General features: G+C 73.2%; 18 protein-coding genes. 14 read left to right on the top strand and 4 right to left on the bottom strand.

Annotated features, from left to right (window positions below):
• Nucleotides 1-80: 80 nt before the first annotated feature.
• Genes D0D28_RS17990 through D0D28_RS17980 form a run of 3 tightly spaced genes read right to left on the bottom strand, consistent with a single transcriptional unit; the run spans nt 81 to nt 3,577 of the window.
• Nucleotides 81-986 carry a sensor histidine kinase gene (locus D0D28_RS17990; RefSeq protein ID WP_116111364.1) on the bottom strand — a complete coding sequence of 302 codons (906 nt, stop codon included), beginning with the start codon at nt 984-986 and terminating at the stop codon, nt 81-83.
• Nucleotides 983-1,759, bottom strand: coding sequence for an MEDS domain-containing protein (locus D0D28_RS17985; RefSeq protein ID WP_240323253.1), 777 nt, complete (start codon nt 1,757-1,759; stop codon nt 983-985). Before D0D28_RS17985 ends, D0D28_RS17990 begins: the two co-directional genes overlap by 4 nt.
• 21 nt (nt 1,760-1,780) lie before the next feature.
• Nucleotides 1,781-3,577, bottom strand: coding sequence for an AMP-dependent synthetase/ligase (locus tag D0D28_RS17980; RefSeq protein WP_094007542.1), 1,797 nt, complete (start codon nt 3,575-3,577; stop codon nt 1,781-1,783).
• A 113-nt stretch (nt 3,578-3,690) separates the two neighbouring features.
• Here D0D28_RS17980 and D0D28_RS17975 point away from each other — a divergent pair, with 113 nt between their 5' ends.
• The 9 genes from D0D28_RS17975 (at nt 3,691) to D0D28_RS17935 (ending at nt 10,037) form a co-directional block, all read left to right on the top strand.
• Nucleotides 3,691-4,092: a polyketide cyclase / dehydrase and lipid transport gene (locus tag D0D28_RS17975; protein WP_094007543.1), complete on the top strand. Its 402-nt coding sequence runs from the start codon at nt 3,691-3,693 to the stop codon at nt 4,090-4,092.
• Nucleotides 4,093-4,112: 20 nt separating this feature from the next.
• Nucleotides 4,113-4,904 carry a metallophosphoesterase family protein gene (locus D0D28_RS17970; protein ID WP_116111362.1) on the top strand — a complete coding sequence of 264 codons (792 nt, stop codon included), beginning with the start codon at nt 4,113-4,115 and terminating at the stop codon, nt 4,902-4,904.
• Between the two features lie 27 nt (nt 4,905-4,931).
• Nucleotides 4,932-5,375 carry an SRPBCC family protein gene (locus D0D28_RS17965; protein WP_094007545.1) on the top strand — a complete coding sequence of 148 codons (444 nt, stop codon included), beginning with the start codon at nt 4,932-4,934 and terminating at the stop codon, nt 5,373-5,375.
• 13 nt (nt 5,376-5,388) lie between these two features.
• Nucleotides 5,389-6,531, top strand: a complete 1,143-nt coding sequence (locus D0D28_RS17960) for an ArsA family ATPase (RefSeq protein ID WP_116111361.1) — start codon at nt 5,389-5,391, stop codon at nt 6,529-6,531.
• Nucleotides 6,528-6,908, top strand: coding sequence for a hypothetical protein (locus tag D0D28_RS17955; protein ID WP_094007547.1), 381 nt, complete (start codon nt 6,528-6,530; stop codon nt 6,906-6,908). The genes D0D28_RS17960 and D0D28_RS17955 overlap by 4 nt, the downstream gene beginning before the upstream one ends.
• 14 nt (nt 6,909-6,922) lie before the next feature.
• A complete protein-coding gene (locus tag D0D28_RS17950; protein WP_116111404.1) occupies nt 6,923-7,858 on the top strand; it encodes an ROK family protein in 936 nt (311 codons plus the stop codon).
• Between the two features lie 12 nt (nt 7,859-7,870).
• Nucleotides 7,871-8,740 carry an NUDIX domain-containing protein gene (locus tag D0D28_RS17945; RefSeq protein ID WP_116111360.1) on the top strand — a complete coding sequence of 290 codons (870 nt, stop codon included), beginning with the start codon at nt 7,871-7,873 and terminating at the stop codon, nt 8,738-8,740.
• A 277-nt stretch (nt 8,741-9,017) separates the two neighbouring features.
• A complete protein-coding gene (locus D0D28_RS17940) occupies nt 9,018-9,650 on the top strand; it encodes a TetR/AcrR family transcriptional regulator (protein WP_116111359.1) in 633 nt (210 codons plus the stop codon).
• A gap of 3 nt (nt 9,651-9,653) precedes the next feature.
• Nucleotides 9,654-10,037, top strand: coding sequence for a hypothetical protein (locus D0D28_RS17935; protein WP_116111358.1), 384 nt, complete (start codon nt 9,654-9,656; stop codon nt 10,035-10,037).
• Between the two features lie 4 nt (nt 10,038-10,041).
• Here the strand turns inward: D0D28_RS17935 and mftR are convergent, their stop codons facing one another.
• Nucleotides 10,042-10,638, bottom strand: coding sequence for a mycofactocin system transcriptional regulator (gene mftR, locus D0D28_RS17930; protein ID WP_094007551.1), 597 nt, complete (start codon nt 10,636-10,638; stop codon nt 10,042-10,044).
• Nucleotides 10,639-10,723: 85 nt separating this feature from the next.
• On the opposite strand from mftR, the gene mftA reads away from it, so the two are divergent.
• Genes mftA through D0D28_RS17905 form a run of 5 tightly spaced genes read left to right on the top strand, consistent with a single transcriptional unit; the run spans nt 10,724 to nt 16,052 of the window.
• Nucleotides 10,724-10,828 (top strand): mycofactocin precursor MftA, encoded by a 105-nt coding sequence (gene mftA / locus D0D28_RS17925; protein WP_094007552.1) that lies wholly within the window; start codon nt 10,724-10,726, stop codon nt 10,826-10,828.
• The gene (mftB, locus tag D0D28_RS17920) at nt 10,813-11,094 is read left to right on the top strand and encodes a mycofactocin biosynthesis chaperone MftB (protein ID WP_116111357.1); all 282 of its coding nucleotides are present in this window, start codon (nt 10,813-10,815) and stop codon (nt 11,092-11,094) included. The genes mftA and mftB overlap by 16 nt, the downstream gene beginning before the upstream one ends.
• A 22-nt stretch (nt 11,095-11,116) precedes the next feature.
• The gene (mftC, locus tag D0D28_RS17915; protein WP_116111356.1) at nt 11,117-12,325 is read left to right on the top strand and encodes a mycofactocin radical SAM maturase; all 1,209 of its coding nucleotides are present in this window, start codon (nt 11,117-11,119) and stop codon (nt 12,323-12,325) included.
• Entirely contained in the window at nt 12,322-14,130 is a 1,809-nt protein-coding gene (locus tag D0D28_RS17910; RefSeq protein ID WP_116111355.1) for a mycofactocin system FadH/OYE family oxidoreductase 1, read from the top strand. The genes mftC and D0D28_RS17910 overlap by 4 nt, the downstream gene beginning before the upstream one ends.
• On the top strand, nt 14,127-16,052 hold the full coding sequence (locus D0D28_RS17905) for a mycofactocin system FadH/OYE family oxidoreductase 2 (RefSeq protein ID WP_116111354.1): 1,926 nt from the start codon (nt 14,127-14,129) through the stop codon (nt 16,050-16,052). The genes D0D28_RS17910 and D0D28_RS17905 overlap by 4 nt, the downstream gene beginning before the upstream one ends.
• Nucleotides 16,053-16,153 lie beyond the last annotated feature (101 nt).

The following is a 16,153-nucleotide window of genomic DNA, read 5'->3' as shown; positions in this document are numbered from 1 at the left end:
GCCTTGCCGGCAGCCGGCTGCGGCCCGAGGTTGCGCGCGGCGGCGTGCGCGGTGCACCGCCTGCACCATCGCCGCGCCGGCTACAAGCGCAGCAGCGCGTACTGCGTCGTCCGGCCGGGCTGGGTGTACGTGCGCACCAGGTCGGCCAGCTGGTGCACCATCAGCAGGCCCCGCCCGCCCGGCTCGCCGTGGGGGCGCGGGTGCCGTCCGGCCAGGGGGTCCGCCAGGTGACCGTCGTCGTGGACGGCGCAGCACACGTGGCCGTCCGCGGGCCACAGCTCGACCCGGCACGAGCCGCCGGCATGGCGCAGGCTGTTGGTCACCAGCTCGGTGACGATCAGCTCCAGATCCGGCAGCCGGTCGTCGTCCAGGCCGAGGCGTCGCGCCTGCTCGGCCGCCCAGCGCCGGGCCTGCCGGACCTCCGCGTCGGCCGTCACCGGGAACACGACCGGCGCCGCCGCGGGCACCGGCTGGTTGTAGCGCGACACGACGTCGTCCGGCGCGTACTCCCCGCTGACGTACCGCCGCGACGCCTCCCACACCTCCGGGTGCGTCGCCCTGGCGTCGGCGACCACGTCCGGTTCCAGGGCCACCGTGTCGTAGGGGCACACGATCGTGACGTCCCGGCCGGTGAACGCGTGGTTGATCAGCGCCTCGTGCTGTGCGCACGCCGGGTACTCGGTGGCCGAACGGCCGGCCCAGATCGGTTCGCCGATGATGCGCACGTGCCGGTCCGGGTGCGCGTCGGCGAACCGGCGCAGCACCGTCGGGATGATCCGGCCCGGGTTGCGGCCGGCCTCGTTCATGTCCAGCCACAGCACGTCGTCGCTGCCGACCGCCGGGCGCAGCACCCGCAGCCGGTCGCCGGGCACTACCTCGGCGACCGGTTCCCGCCGCGCGAGACCGTCGGTGACGAACGGGACGAGCGTGTCCAGGTACTCCTCGTCGGAGCGGTAGAACAGCGCGGGGTGCACGAACGCGCTCACGCGACCCCCTCCACCCGCACCGACGGCAGCCCCAGCACTTCGACCAGGCGGGTGACGGCCGGCGAGGGATCGCGCAACACCAGTGTCGCACCCTCGCTCGCGGCGTGCTCGGCCAGCCGGGTCAGGCTCCGGTAGTCGGCGAACCGCAGACCGCTCACGTCGAGCACCAGACGGCCGTCGACCGGCCGCGGGTTCGCCCGCCGCAACGCCTCGGCCAGCAGCTGTTCGGTGTAGAGGTCCAGTTCCCCGGCGAGCGCGGCCGCCGCCGAAGCCGAGCCGAACAGCCGGAACCCGGGATCGGCGTTGCCCACCGGGTGCAGGCACGCCACCCTCGCCACCGCCTCGTCGTCGACCCGGCCGCGGTCGTACCCGCACATCGCCGAGAACGTCCCCGCGGCCGCGTACCGGTCCACCGTGTGCTCGTACCGCGCGAACGCGTCCAGCTGCTCGGGTGTGGCCACCAGCGTCGTGCAGTCCGCGGCGACCCGCAACCCGGTGTAACCCGCCGCGAGCGCGGCCTCGGTCGCCTCGGCGTAGCTGCGGGTCTGCTCGTCCGGATCGACCACCGTGCCCACGGCGTAGGTGTCGTCCAGCGAGACGACGCGCGCGGCGCCGGTGCGCAACGCCTCGTCCAGCCCGTCGAGCTCGGGCTCGCCGGGCGCGACGAACCAGACCTGCGTGCCCTGGGCGAGCCCGTCGCGCAGGAACTCCCGCGCGCGGGCCCGGAACTCGTCGGCGGACTCGAAGGCCCAGCACCGGTGATCGTGCAGCACTGACACAGCGTAGTAGTCTCGTTACTTCTGGTACAGGCTCTCGATGAACGTGGCGTAGTTCTTGGTCACCACGTTGCGCTTGAGCTTCAGGCTCGGCGTGATCTCGCCGCCGGCCTCGGTGAAGTCGTTGCCGAGGATGACGAACTTCTTGATCGACTCGGCGTGCGAGACCTGCTTGTTCGCCTCGTTCACGGCGCCCTGCACGGCCGCGATCAGGTCCGGGTCCTGCGCCAGGTCGGCGACCGTGGCGTCGGCGGGCTTGCCGTTCTGCGACTTCCAGGCCGGGAAGAACTCCTCGTCGATCGTGATCAGCGCGGCGATGAACGGGCGCTGGTCGCCGACCACCATGGCCTGGCTGATCAGCGGGTGGGCGCGCATGGTGTCCTCGAGGCCGGACGGGGCGACGTTCTTGCCGCCCGCCGTCACGATGATCTCCTTCTTGCGCCCGGTGATCTTGAGGAAGCCGTCGTCGTCGAGCTCGCCGAGGTCGCCGGTGTGGAACCAGCCGTCCTCCAGCGCCTCCTTGGTGGCGGTCTCGTTGTTGAAGTAGGCGCCGAACACGACGTCACCCTTGAGCAGGACCTCGCCGTCGTCGGCGATCCGCACCGAGGTGCCGGCCACCGGGCGGCCCACGGTGCCGACGCGGAACGCGTCCTGGGTGTTCACGTTCGCCGCGGCCGAGGTCTCGGTCAGGCCGTAGCCCTCGAACACCGGCACGCCGATGCCGCGGAAGAAGTGCGCCAGCCGGGCGCCCAGCGGCGCGCCACCGGACACCGCGGCGATGCAGCGGCCGCCCAGCGCGGCCCGCAGCTTGCCGTAGACCAGCTTGTCGAACAGGAGGTGCCGCGCCTTCAGCCCCAGCCCGGCGCCACCGGTGTCCTGCGCCTCGCTGTAGGACACCGCGACCTGCTCGGCCGCGTCGAAGATCTTGCCCTTGCCCTCGGAGTGGGCCTTCTGCTTCGCGCCGTTGTAGACCTTCTCGAACACGCGCGGCACGGCCACCACGAACGTCGGCCGGAACGTGCCCAGATCGGCGACCAGGTTCTTGACGTCGGAGGTGTGGCCCAGCGTGACGCGCGCGGTGACGGCGGTGACGGCGATGGCGCGGGCCAGCACGTGCGCCAGCGGCAGGAAGCACAGCAGCGAGTTGCCCTGCTCCATCAGCTGCGGGAAGGCGTTGATGTCGGCCCGGATCTCGGCGAGCAGGTTGCGGTGGGTCAGCTCGACGCCCTTGGGGCGGCCGGTGGTGCCCGAGGTGTACACGATGGTGGCCAGGTCGCCGGCCCGCACCAGGCGGCGCCGCTCGTGCACGGTGTCGTCGGCGACGTCGGCGCCCAGCGTGGTCAGCTCGTCCACCGCGGGCCGGGCCGCCTCGATCTGCCAGGTGTACCGCAGGTCGGGCAGCCGGTCGCGGACCTCGTCGACGGCGGCCAGGTGCTCGCTGGTCTCCACGAAGACGCCCTTGGCGCCGGAGTCGGACAGGATCCAGGCGACCTGCTCGGGCGAGGACGTGTCGTAGATCGGCACGGTGACCGCGCCCGCGGCCCAGATGGCGAAGTCGATCAGCGTCCACTCGTACCGGGTCTTGGACATCAGCCCGACCCGGTCACCCCGCTCGATCCCGGCCTCGACCAGGCCCTTGGCGATCCCGATGACCTGGGCGGCGAACTCGCGGGCGGTGACGTCCAGCCACGAGCCGTCCACCTGGCGCCGGAAGCTGATCGCGTCGGGGAACCGCTCGGCGTTCGCCCACACGATGTCGGCGAGGTTCTCGTCATCGGCAACCGGCTGCACTGCCGGGGCGCTGTACTCGCGCACGGTGGACCTCCGTGGTTCAGGGGTGTTACTCGCCAGTCACAACTTAGCGTCGGTGACACCTTACGACCAAGGGGGCGGACCGGCGGTAACACGGGCATGACATTCTGCTCGGCGTGAGCACGCTCAACGGTGCGCCGCCCAGCATCGACATCGTCGACGAGACGTTCCTCGCGGTGCCGCCCGCCACCGTGGCGGCGGTGTTCGCCGACCCGGCCGCGTGGCGGCGGTACTGGCCCGACCTGGTGCTCGAGGTCTACACCGACCGCGGTGACGAGGGGCTGCGCTGGACGGTCCGGGGCGCCCTGGTCGGCACGATGGAGGTCTGGCTGGAGCGCACGCTGGACGGCACGCTGCTGCACTACTTCCTGCGCGCGAGCCCGGCCGCGGAGATGAGCCCGCGCCGGCTGCGCCGCGAGTTCGACCGGCGAGCCCGCGCGGCCAAGGCCGTGGCGCTGGGGTTGAAGGAGATCCTCGAAGACGGCCGCGAGCCCGGCGTGCCCCCGAGGACTTCTTAGCGTCGCTAAACTGGGGCATCATGCGCGTTCATGTCGTCTCGGACGTCCACGGCAACACCGAGGCCCTGGCCCGGGCCGGTGAGGGGGCGGACGCGCTGATCGTCCTCGGCGATCTGCTCGACTTCGTCGACTACCACCAGCACGACCGGGGCATCCTCGGCACGTTGTTCGGCCCGGAGAAGGTCGCCACGTTCGCCCGGCTGCGCCGCGAGGGCACCCGCGAGGAGTCGATCGCCTTCTCGCGCTCCCTGTGGTCGAGCCTGGACGACCCGGCCGCCGCCGTCGAGGAGGCCGTCCGCGAGCAGTACTCCGCGATGTTCGCGGCGATGACCGCGCCGACCTACGCGATCGCCGGCAACGTCGACTCGCCGGACCTGTGGCCGGAGTTCGCCGGCGACGACGTGCGGCTCGTCGAGGGCGAGGTCGTCGAGATCGGCGGCCTGCGGTTCGGCTTCGCCGGCGGGGTGGTGCTGCCCGCCGGGGCCACGATCCGCCGGTCCAACCCGGTGTGGCGGCCCTACCTGCGCACCCAGGAGGAGTTCGACGCGGCCGTCGGCAAGCTCACCGACATCGACGTGCTGTGCACCCACCAGCCACCCGCGCTGCCCGAGCTGACCTACGACGTGGTGGCGCGGCGGCACGAACTGGGCTCGTCGGCCCTGCGCGCGCTGGTCTACGCGGAGCAGCCGCGGTGGTCGCTGTTCGGCCACGTGCACCAGCCGCTGTCGGCCAGGCTGCGGGTCGGCCGCACCGAATGCCGTAACGTCGGCCACTTCAAGGTCACCGAGCGCCCGCACGTCCTGCGGTGGTGACGCGGGACAGGCGGTAACCTCTCCGCCATGGCCGACCAGTCCACGCAGTCCATCGAGGTCGACGCGCCGCCGGAGAAGGTCATGGCGGTGATCGCGGACTTCGCGTCGTACCCGGAATGGGCCAAGCAGGTCCGGGAGACCGAGGTGCTCGCCACCGACGACACCGGCCGCGCGAAGCAGGTCAAGCTGACCCTGGACGCCGGTCCGATCAAGGACGTCTACACGCTGGAGTACGACTGGGCCGCCGACGGCCGCTCGGTGAGCTGGCACCTGGTGCGCGGGCAGATGCAGAAGGCGCAGGACGGCCGCTACGAGCTGGTCCCGGTCGGCGAGGGCCGCACCCGGGTCACCTACACGCTGTCGGTCGAGCTGGTGCTGCCGATGATCGGGCTGCTGCGCCGCAAGGCGGAGAAGATGGTCATGGACACCGCGCTCAAGGAGCTCAAGCGCCGCGTGGAGGACCTCGCCTGAGGGCGGGGCGGCGATGACGCGGCTGCTGCTGTTCACCGACAAGGGAGGCGTCGGCAAGACGACGCTCGCCGCGGCGACGGCGGCGGGCCTGGCCGCGCGCGGGTACAAGACGCTGGTGGTGTCCACCGATCCGGCGCACTCGCTGGGCGACGCGTTCGGCAAGCGCCTGGGCCGCGAACCGTCCGACGTGGACACCCGGCTGCACGGGGCGCAGGTCGACTCGCGCGGCCTGGTCGACGACATCTGGCAGGACCTGCGCGGCCGGCTCAAGGGCGCGCTCGCCGGCGCCGGGGTGGACGCGCTCGACGCCGAGGAGCTGAGCGTCCTGCCGGGCGTGGACGAGCTGCTCGCGCTGACCGAGGTGCAGCGGCTGGCCGAGGCCGGCCGCTGGGACGTCGTGGTGGTGGACTGCGGGCCGACCGCGGAAACCCTGCGGCTGCTCGCGCTTCCCGAGGCCGTTTCCGGGTACCTGGACAAGGTGTTCGGCTGGCAGCTCACGCTCACCGGGTCGCGCGATCTGGCCCGGTCGGTCCGCGACCTCGCGGCGCACGTGTCCGCCCTGCGTGACCTGCTGACCGATCCGGCCGTCACCACCGTGCGGCTGGTGCTGACGCCGGAGCGGGTCGTGGTCGCCGAGGCGCGCCGCACGCTCAGCTCGCTGGCGCTGCGCGGCATCCGCGTCGACGGGCTGATCGTGAACCGGCTGATGCCCGCGCCCGGCGTGTGGCGGGGCGCGGCGGCGAACTGGATGCGCACCCGCCGCCGCCAGCAGGACGAGGTGCTCGGCGAGCTGACCTGGGAGCTGGCCCGGGTCGAGCACCGGGCAGCCGAACCGGTCGGGCTGCCCGCGCTGCGCGAGATCGCCACCGAGCTGTACGGCGAGCGGGATCCGTTGGCGGGCAACGGTTCCGGGTCCGCGCCGCTGCTGCACGTGACCGAAGTGGACGGTGGGTACCGGCTGCGGCTGGCGCTGCCGCTGGACCGCGGCGCCGAGCTGGACCTGGCGCGCGTGGACGACGACCTGGCCGTCACCGTCGCCGGGTTCCGCCGCCTGGTCGCGTTGCCGGAACCGTTGCGCCCGTGCCGGATCACCGGTGCCGAGTCCGATGCGGACGGTCTCGTCGTCTCGCTGACCAAGCCGGGGGAGGACGGATGACGACCGAAGGGGTGACCGCGGCGAGCCTGGCCGAGGAGATCCGGCTGCTCGTCGAGATGGTCGCCGAACGCGCCGCGCCGTGGCTGGACGGCGTGGTCGCCGCCGGGCACGGCAAGCCCGAGACGCCCGAGGGCGACGGCGACTGCGGCTGGTGCCCGCTGTGCGCGATCGTCGCCGTGGTGCGCGGTGAGAAGCCCGAGTTCGTGGCTCGGGTGCTGGAGCAGGCGGCGCAGATCATCGCGTTGCTGCGGGCCGTGCTGGCCGACCGGTGGGAGCCGCAGGAGGGCGTGCACATGCCCGGCTTCCAGCCGCCGCCGCGGCCGCGGCCGGAGTCCGGCCGGGTGCAGCGCATCCCGGTCCAGTGGCGGGACGGCTAGTGCGTGCGATCGGCCTGGACGTCGGCGGCACGAGTGTCCGTGCCGGGGTGGTGGACGAGTACGGCTCGATCCTGGACACCGCGCGGGCGGGCACGCCGAGCGCCGAGGACGCGCTCGAGGACGCGATCACCGGTGTGATCGACGAGCTGCGCAACCGGCACGGGGACGTCACCGGGGTCGGTCTCGCGGTCGCCGGGTTCGTCGCCAACGACCGGCGCACCGTGATGTTCGCGCCGCACCTGGCGTGGCGGAACGCGCCGGTGGCGGACCGGATCGCCAAGCGCGTCGGGCTGCCGGTGACGCTGGAGCACGACGCCAACGCCGCCGCGGTCGGCGAGCACCGCTTCGGCGCGGCGCGTGGAGCCAAGGTCGCGGCGCTGGTGGCGATCGGCACCGGGATCGGCGCGGGCCTGCTGCTGGACGGCCAGCTGTACCGCGGCGCGAACGGGGTGGCGCCGGAGCTGGGGCACCTGACGGTCGTGCCGGACGGGCGGGCGTGCCCGTGCGGCAAGTACGGCTGCTGGGAGCGCTACTGCAGCGGGACGGCGCTGGCCGCGACCGCGATCGAGCTGCTGGCCCGGTATCCGGGCACCTCGACGATCCTGTCCCGGGACATCGCGCTGGACCCCGGCGCGCTGACCGGGCGCCGGGTGGCGGGGGCGGCGCGCGACGGCGACCCGGTCGCGCAGCGGGCGGTGGCCGAGCTGGCGAAGTGGCTCGGTGAGGGGCTGGCCCTGGTCGCGGACGTGTTCGACCCGGAGATCGTGGTGATCGCCGGCGGGGTGTCGGAGTCGGCGCCGCTGTTCCTCGACGAGGCTCGTGAGCACTACGCGGCCGCGATCACCGGCGGCAGGCACCGGCCGCTGGCGCGCATCCGGACCGCGCAGCTGGGCGACGACGCCGCCCTGGTGGGGGCCGCCGCGCTCGCGCTCGAAGCCCGGGCGGTATGACAAGCTGGACTGATGACCCCTGATGACGGCGACGGCTTCGTGTACTGCGAGCGCGGCCATCGGCACTGGGGCCTGTTCGGCGCCGCCGGCCTGTTGCTGACCGATCCCGAGCGGGGGGTGCTGCTGCAGCACCGGGCCTGGTGGACCCACCACGGCCGGACGTGGGCGTTGCCGGGCGGCGCGCGGCGCGGCCACGAGTCGGCGCGCGAGGCGGCGACGCGGGAGGCCGAGGAGGAGGCCGCGGTGCCGGTCGGCGCGGTGCGGCCCACCGCGGAGTCGGTGGTCGACCACGGCGGCTGGAGCTACACGACGGTGCTCGCGAACACCCGGCACCCGGTGCGGGAGCGGGTGGTCGACGAGGAGAGCGCCGAGCTGCGGTGGGTGCCGCCGGAGGAGGTCGGGTCGTTCCCGCTGCACGCCGATTTCGCCGCCGCGTGGCCGGCGCTGCACGCCCAGCTGGGGCGCGAGCTGGTGCTGGTGGTCGACGCGGCCAACGTGGTCGGGTCCCGGCCGGACGGCTGGTGGCGGGACCGGGCCGGCGCGGCGGAGCGGTTGCGGAACCGGCTGTCCGGGCTGGTGCGCGACGGGGTGCGCAGCGCGGACGTCGGGCTCGGCGGGGCGGAGTGGTCGTGGTGGCCGCGGGTGCAGATGGTCGTCGAGGGCCAGGCCCGGGACGTGTCCCCGGCCGACGACGTGGAGGTGATCGCCGCGGTCCGCGACGGCGACTCGCAGATCGTGGAGAGCGTCCGCAAGGCGCGGGACGCCCGGCCGCGGGACCACGTGGTGGTGGTGACGGCGGACCGGGAGCTGCGCTCCCGAGTCGAGGCCGAGGGCGCGAACGTGCTGGGCCCGGCGAAGCTGCTGGGCCTGGTGGCGGACTAGGGAGTGTCCTAAGTCATCGGGGCCAGAGGACGATGGCGGCGGTGGTGAGCCGGTTGCAGCGGCGTTCGACCACGTTCCGCTGCCGGTAGGCCTCGGCATCGGAAGCGGGAGGACGCCCGCCGCGGGAAGCAGCACCCGCATCGGCAACCCGCGCCCATCGACCGCACGATGGATCTTCGTGCTCAGCCCCGGAGCGGCCGCCAGGTGCCATCCGCGGCCCACCACGTCACTGAGAAATAAGACCGACCGATCGGTTTTCTAGTGTACGGTCGGTCCCATGCACATCGATCGGCGGCGCGAGCGCGGGCGGCGCACCCGGGAGACGGTGCTCGACGCGGCGGTGGCTCTGGCCTCGGTGCACGGGCTGGACGGCCTGACCTTCGGGCGGCTCGCCGAGCACCTCGGCACCAGCAAGTCCGGGCTGTTCGCGCACTGGAAGGACAAGGAGCACCTGCAGCTCGACGCGATCGACCAGGCGCGCCGCCAGTGGACGGACCGCGTCATGGCACCCGCGCTGCGCACGCCGCCCGGCATCCGGCGGGTGTTCGCGCTGCACGAGGCGCGGATGGCCTTCTACGCCGGCGGTGTGCTGCCCGGTGGGTGCTTCTTCCTCGCCGCGCAAACCGAGTTCGACGACCGGCCCGGCGCGGTCCAGGCGAAAACGGCGCAGGCGCTGCACGACTGGCTCGCGTTCATCCGCTCGCTCGTCGACGAGGCGATCGCGCTGGGCGAGCTGACCGAAGACGCCGACCCGGACCAGCTCGCCTACGAGATCGACGCGCTCGGCGAGTCGGCCGTGATCCACTCGCGCCTCGTCGGGCACGAGGTCACCTACGCCCGCGCCCGCCGCGCCGTCCTGGAGCGGCTGCGCGCCCTGGCCACCGATCCCGCCACCCTGCCGGAGGACTGAACCGTGCTGCGCACCTCGTGGACACCCGGGCCCGCCACCGCGAGCGGGCTCGTGCTCGTCAGCGTCACCGGCTTCACCGCCGACCGGCTGCGCGACCTGCCGGGGATCTACCGCGCGGGCAGACAGCTGGCGCGCCTGTGGCCGGCCCTCGACGGCGCGGTCGGGCACTGGCTCTGGGCCGAACCCTCGCGGCGCAGAACCGGCTCGGTCTCACTGTGGCGGAGCGAGGACGCCATGCGCGGCTTCGTCGGCCTGCCCGTGCACCGCCGGATCATGCGGACCTACCGCGGGCGGGGCGAGATCCGCTCCACGACGTGGACCGCGAGCGATCCGGACCTGCGCGAGGTGTGGCACCGGGCCACGGAGTTCCTCCGCCTGCCCCGCTGACCACTCAGGTCAGCGCCGCGGTCAGCTGGTCCACTCCGGCGGCCATCAGATCGGCCAGGTCCGCCCGCGGGTCGCGCAGCCACTGCTCGTACGCCGCCAGCGCGATGCCCAGCGCGGTGTAGGCCACGGTCTGCGGGGCGAGCGCCGAGGCGTCCACCCCGAGCCGGTCCGCGACGAACTCCGCGATCACCTGCCGCCAGTCCGCGTACCGCAGCGTGGAATGCGCTTGCAGCGCCGGGGTGGTCAGGATCAGCTCCATCCGCTGCCGGTGCCACACCGCCTCGTCCGGGTCGACCCGGTTGAAGTCCACCAGCGCCTCGCGCAGCACACCGGGCAGCGGGCGGTCCGGCGGGTAGGTGGCGAGCCGCTTGCGCATCCGGTCCAGCTGCCCGTCGAAGTCGCCCCAGGCGATGTCGTTCTTCGACGGGAAGTAGCGGAAGAACGTGCGCCGCCCGATGCCGGCGGCCTTCGCGATGTCGTCGATCGTCGTGCGGTCGAAGCCGCGGGTGGCGAACAGCTCGAACGCCACGTGCTCGACCTCCGCCCGCGACGTGATCGGCTTGCGCCCCGCCCTGGGCGCCGGCTCCGCCTTTTCGGTCATCCCTCTTCCATTCGGCACTGGGTGCCATTATCGTCCGAGAAGCGCGGCCGCACCGGAGCGGCCGGATCGCCGAAGGGAGCATCCCATGTCCGACAGCAAGAATGTTTCCCCCACCGCGGAGGACTCGCTCGTCGAGGAGGACCTGCTCGTCGAAGAGGTCTCCATCGACGGCATGTGCGGCGTCTACTGACCGTGTTCGATCCGGACCAGGCCTACCGGTGCTCCCCGCGCGTCGCGTTGCGGCCGGAACCGTTCGGGGCGCTCGCCTACGACTTCGGCACCCGGAGGCTGGCGTTCCTGAAGACGAAGATCCTGGTCGAGGTGGTGCGCACGCTCGGGGACCAGCCCGACGTGCACACCACCCTCGACGCCGCCGGCGTCCCGGACGACCAGCGTCCGGCCTACCTGACGGCGCTGGCGGGACTGGCCGAGAACGGCACGATCGAACCGCGCTGACCGCAGACGAGAAGGGCGTGCGATGAAGCTCGTCGAACACTTCAAGCAGGGGCTGACCTCGCCCATCTGCCTGACCTGGGAACTGACCTACGCCTGCAACCTCTCGTGCGTGCACTGCCTGTCCTCGTCGGGCCGCCGGGATCCGCGGGAGCTGAGCACGGCGGAGTGCAAGGCCGTCATCGACGAGCTGCAGCGCATGCAGGTCTTCTACGTCAACATCGGCGGCGGCGAACCGACTGTGCGCGCCGACTTCTGGGAGCTCGTCGAGTACGCGGTGGACCACCAGGTGGGCGTCAAGTTCTCCACCAACGGCGTCAAGCTCACCCCGGAGCGGGCGCGGTGGCTCGCCGCGACCGACTACGTGGACGTGCAGATTTCCCTCGATGGCGCGACCGCCGAGGTCAACGACCACGTCCGGGGCCCGGGTTCCTACGACACGGCGATCCGGGCGATGCGGAACCTGTCCGACGCCGGGTTCCGCGGCTTCAAGCTCTCCGTCGTGATGACCCGGCACAACGTCGGTCAGCTCGACGAGTTCAAGGCGATCGCCGACACCTACGGCGCCCAGCTGCGCATCACACGGCTGCGCCCGTCCGGCCGCGGCGCGGACACCTGGGACGAGCTGCACCCCACCGCCGACCAGCAGTTGCAGCTCTACGACTGGCTGGTCGCCAACGGCGAGCAGGTGCTCACCGGCGACTCGTTCTTCCACCTCAACGCGCTCGGCTCGGACCCGCTGCCCGGTCTGAACCTGTGCGGTGCGGGACGGGTGGTGTGCCTGATCGACCCGGTCGGCGACGTCTACGCCTGCCCGTTCGCGATCCACGAGGAGTTCCTCGCCGGCAACGTCCGCGACGAGGGCGGGTTCGCCGGCGTGTGGCGGACCTCCGAGCTGTTCGAGCGGCTGCGTGGCCCGCAGATCGGCGGTGCGTGCACGTCGTGCTCGGCCTACGACGCCTGCCAGGGCGGGTGCATGGCGGCGAAGTTCTTCACCGGGCTGCCGCTGGACGGCCCGGACCCGGAATGCGTGAAGGGACACGGCGAACTGGCGCTGGCCGGGGTCAGCGCGGCGCCGCGCTCGCACATCGACCACTCGCACCGCACGACCCGCCAGGCTCGCAAGACCGGCAAGGTGCCGGTCAGCATCGGGTTCGGCCCGCCGGAGGGCGGCACCCGGCCCGACCGGGCCTGCGACACCAGCCCGCTCGCGGGGTTCCAGCCCGCGCGATGAGCAGGCTCGCCGGCCCCGTCCGGGTCGGCGGCGGCACCGCCCCGAGCCGGGTCCTCTTCGGTCCGCACGAAACCAACCTGGCTCGGGGCCGGGCGCTCGCCGACCGGCACGTCGCCTACTACCGGCGGCGGGCCGAGGGTGGCGCCGGGGTCATCGTGACCGAGACGGCGAGCGTGCATCCCTCCGACTGGCCGTACGAGCGTGCCCCGCTGGCCGCTTCGTGTGGTCCTGGTTGGACGTCCATCGTGGACGCCTGCCGTCCACACGGGACGCTTGTGATCGCGTCACTCGGGCACGCCGGCGGGCAGGGCTCGTCGGCCTACCACCAGTCTGCGCTGTGGGCACCGTCGCGCGTGCCGGATCCGGTGAGCCGGGAACTGCCGATGGAGATGGAGGGCCCGGAGATCGCGGCGGTGGTCGACGCGTTCCGCGCCGCGGCCGCACTGGCCATTGGGTCCGGTGTGGACGGTGTGGAGATCGACGCCGGCCAGTACTCGCTGCTGCGGCAGTTCTGTTCCGGGCTGACCAACCGGCGCACGGACGCCTACGGTGACCGGGGGCGGTTGCTGTGTGAGGTGCTGGCGGCGGTCCGGGAGGCGATCGGGGACCGGATCCTCGGGCTGCGCCTGGCGTGCGACGAGGGTGCGCCGTGGGGCGGGATCACGCCGGAGACCGCTCCCGTGCCCGGTGGGATCGACTACCTGGTGCCGGTGCGCGGTTCGGCGTTCGCGGATGCCCGGCCCGATCTGCGGACGGAACCGGGGTTCAACCTCGATCTGTGCCGGACGGTGTCCGGGCGGACCTTGACGGTGTGCCAGGGCAGCGTGGTCGATCCAGCACTCGCGGAGCGGGCGCTGGAGTTCGCCGGGCTGGTCGAGATGACCCGCGCGCAGATCGCCGATCCGGACCTGGTCCGGCATCTGCGGGCGGGGACCGCGCCGCGGCCGTGCGTGCTGTGCAACCAGAACTGCCGCGTGCGGGACCCGCGCAACCCGATCGTCAGCTGCATCGGCGAACCGGGCAGCGGGCACGAGACCGAGGACCTCGTGGCCGGCGCGGGTGGCGGGGAAGTGCTGGTGGTCGGTGGCGGGCCGGCCGGCTTGGAAGCCGCGCGCGTGCTCGCGCTGCGGGGGTTCGACGTCGAGCTGACCGAGCGGGCCGACCGGCTCGGCGGGATGGTGCGCGTCGCGGCGCGGCTCGCCGGGCGGGACCGGCTGGCGCGACTGGTGGACTGGCTGGAGGCCGAGGTCCGGCGGCTGGGTGTGCGGATCTCGACCGGGGTGGAGACCCGCGCCGGGGACGGGCGGCCGGTGATCGTGGCGACCGGCAGCCGGCCCGGCCCGCGTGACTACGCCGTCGAGGGCGGTCGCGTGCTCGATGTGGTTGCCGTGCTGGACGGTGCGACGCTGCCGGACGGGCCGGTCGTGGTGCACGATCCGCTCGGCGACTGGACCGGCGCGGGTGTCGCGGAACTGCTGGCCGCCGCGCGTCCGGTGGCGATCGCCGGCCCGGATCCGGTGATCGCGACGCAGGTGCGCGACATCGCCGGGGTGAACGCGCGTCTGCAACGGGCGGGGGTCACGCTCGTCAAGCGGTCGCGTCTTCGCGTGGTGCGCCGGGATCACGTGGTGGTGGAGGACGTGCTCACCGGGGAACGCCGGGAGCTGCCGTGTGGTGTCGTGATCCATTGTGGACACCGGTTGCCGGATGCCGCGCTGTCCGGGACGACGGTCGGTGACGCGGTGGCGCCCCGGACCATCCACGAAGCCGTTCTGGACGGTCGCCGGGCGGCGGTGGCGCTGTGAGCCTGCTGTTCGAGCCGTTGCGGCTGGGGCCGGTCGAGGTGCGCAACCGGATCGTGTTCGCCGCGCACCTGACCAACTACGCCACCGGCAACCTGCCCACCGAGCAGCACGCGGCGTACTACGCCGAGCGGGCCGCGGGCGGCGCCGGGCTGATCATCACCGAGGAACACGTGGTGCACCCCTCGGACTGGCCCTACGAGAAGGTGATCCACGGGTACCGGCCGGAGGTCGTGCCCGGCTACCGCCGTATCACCGGCGCGGTGCACGCGCACGGGGTGCCGATCTTCGCGCAGCTCAACCACAACGGCGGGCAGGCGTCGTCGAGGTACACGCGGCGCGCGGTGTGGGCGCCTTCGCCGGTGCCGGATCCGCTGTTCCGCGAGGTGCCCAAGATCATGTCCGCCGCGGAGATCGCCGAGGTCGTCGCCGGGTTCGGGCGGGTCGCGCGGCACTGCGCCGCGGGCGGGTTCGACGGCGTGGAGATCCAGTGCTCGCAGTCGTCGCTGGTGCGCGGGTTCCTGGCGCCCGCGACGAACATGCGCACCGACGACTACGGCGGGCCGCTGGCGAACCGGGCCCGGATCCTGCTCGAGATCATCGCGGCGGTGCGCGCGGCGATCGGCCCGGACCGCGCGCTGGGGGTGCGGCTGTCCGGCGACGACCTGGTCCAGGGCGGCATCACGCTCGGCGAGGCGGTCGAGGTGGCGCGGATGATCGCGCCCGGAATCGACTACCTGAACACCTCGATCGGGGTCGCGACCTCGACGTTGTACCTGGTCGAGCCGTCGATGGCGGTGCCGCGCGGGTACGCGTTGCCGGTGTCCGAGACGTTGCGGCGGGCGGTGCCGGTGCCGGTGGTCGGCATCGGGCGGATCAAGTCGCCCGAGGAGGCCGAGCGCGCGCTGGTTGAAGGGCGGTGCGACCTGGTCGGGGTGGTGCGCGGGCAGATTGCCGACCCGTCGTTCGCGGCGAAGGCGCGGGCCGGGCGGGAGGTGCGGACGTGCCTGTCCTGCAACCAGGAGTGCGTGGGGCGGATGGGACTCAACCGGTGGCTGGGGTGCGTGGAGAACCCGCGCGCCGGGCGGGAGGCGGTGCCGCTGCCGCCGCCGGGGCCGCGTCCGAAGCGGGTGCTGGTCGTCGGCGCGGGCCCGGCGGGGCTGACGGCGGCGGCGACGGCGGCGGAGCGGGGACACCACGTCACGGTGCTGGAGCGCGGTGAGCCGGGCGGGCAGATCGCGCTGGCGGGCGCCGCGCCGGGGCGGGCCGAGCTGGGGGACCTGGTGCGCAACCTGCTGACCGACTGCCGGCGCGCGGGTGTCGACTTGACGACAGGGTGCGCGGCGACGCCTGCGGTGTTGCTGGACGAGGCGCCGGACGCCGTGGTGCTGGCGACGGGGGCCCGGCCGGTGCTGCCGGAGTGGGCGGTATCGCCGCGGGTGGTGCACGCGCGGGAGGTGCTGGGCGGGGTTTCGCCGTCGGGTGAGGTGGTGGTGATCGACGAGGTGGGCTTCCACCCGGCGACGTCGGTGGCGGAGCTGCTGGCCGCGGTGGGGTGCCGGGTGACGGTGTCGACGCCGGGGATGGTGGTGGGGCAGGACCTCGGGCTCACGCTGGACCGGGAGCTGTTCGCACGGCGGGCGCACGCGCTCGGGATCGCGGAGCGGACGGACGAGATGGTGCTCACCGCCGCGGCGACGGAGGATGGGGGCGTGGCGTTGCGGATGCTGAAGCACACGACCGGCGAGACCAGGGAGGCCCGCTGCGACTGGGTGGTGTGCGCGACGCACCAGGAACCGGAGGACACGCTGTGGCACGCCCTGCGGGAGGCGCCGTTTCGCGTGTTGAGGGTGGGGGACTGCGTCACGCCGAGGCGAGCGCACGCGGCGGTGGTGGAGGGGTATCGGGTGGGGGTGTCGTTGTGACGGTTGAAGTGGCACGCTCCCCGCGTGGAGATGATCACGTGACCCCGCGCGTCGCCGTGGTGACGGGGGCCGGGCGCGGGATCGGGGCGGCCGTCGTGCAT

It is taken from the genome of Amycolatopsis ruanii (assembly GCF_003385175.1).
GTDB lineage: Bacteria > Actinomycetota > Actinomycetes > Mycobacteriales > Pseudonocardiaceae > Amycolatopsis_E > Amycolatopsis_E thermalba.
This window is presented reverse-complemented; position numbering and strand designations above follow the sequence as displayed.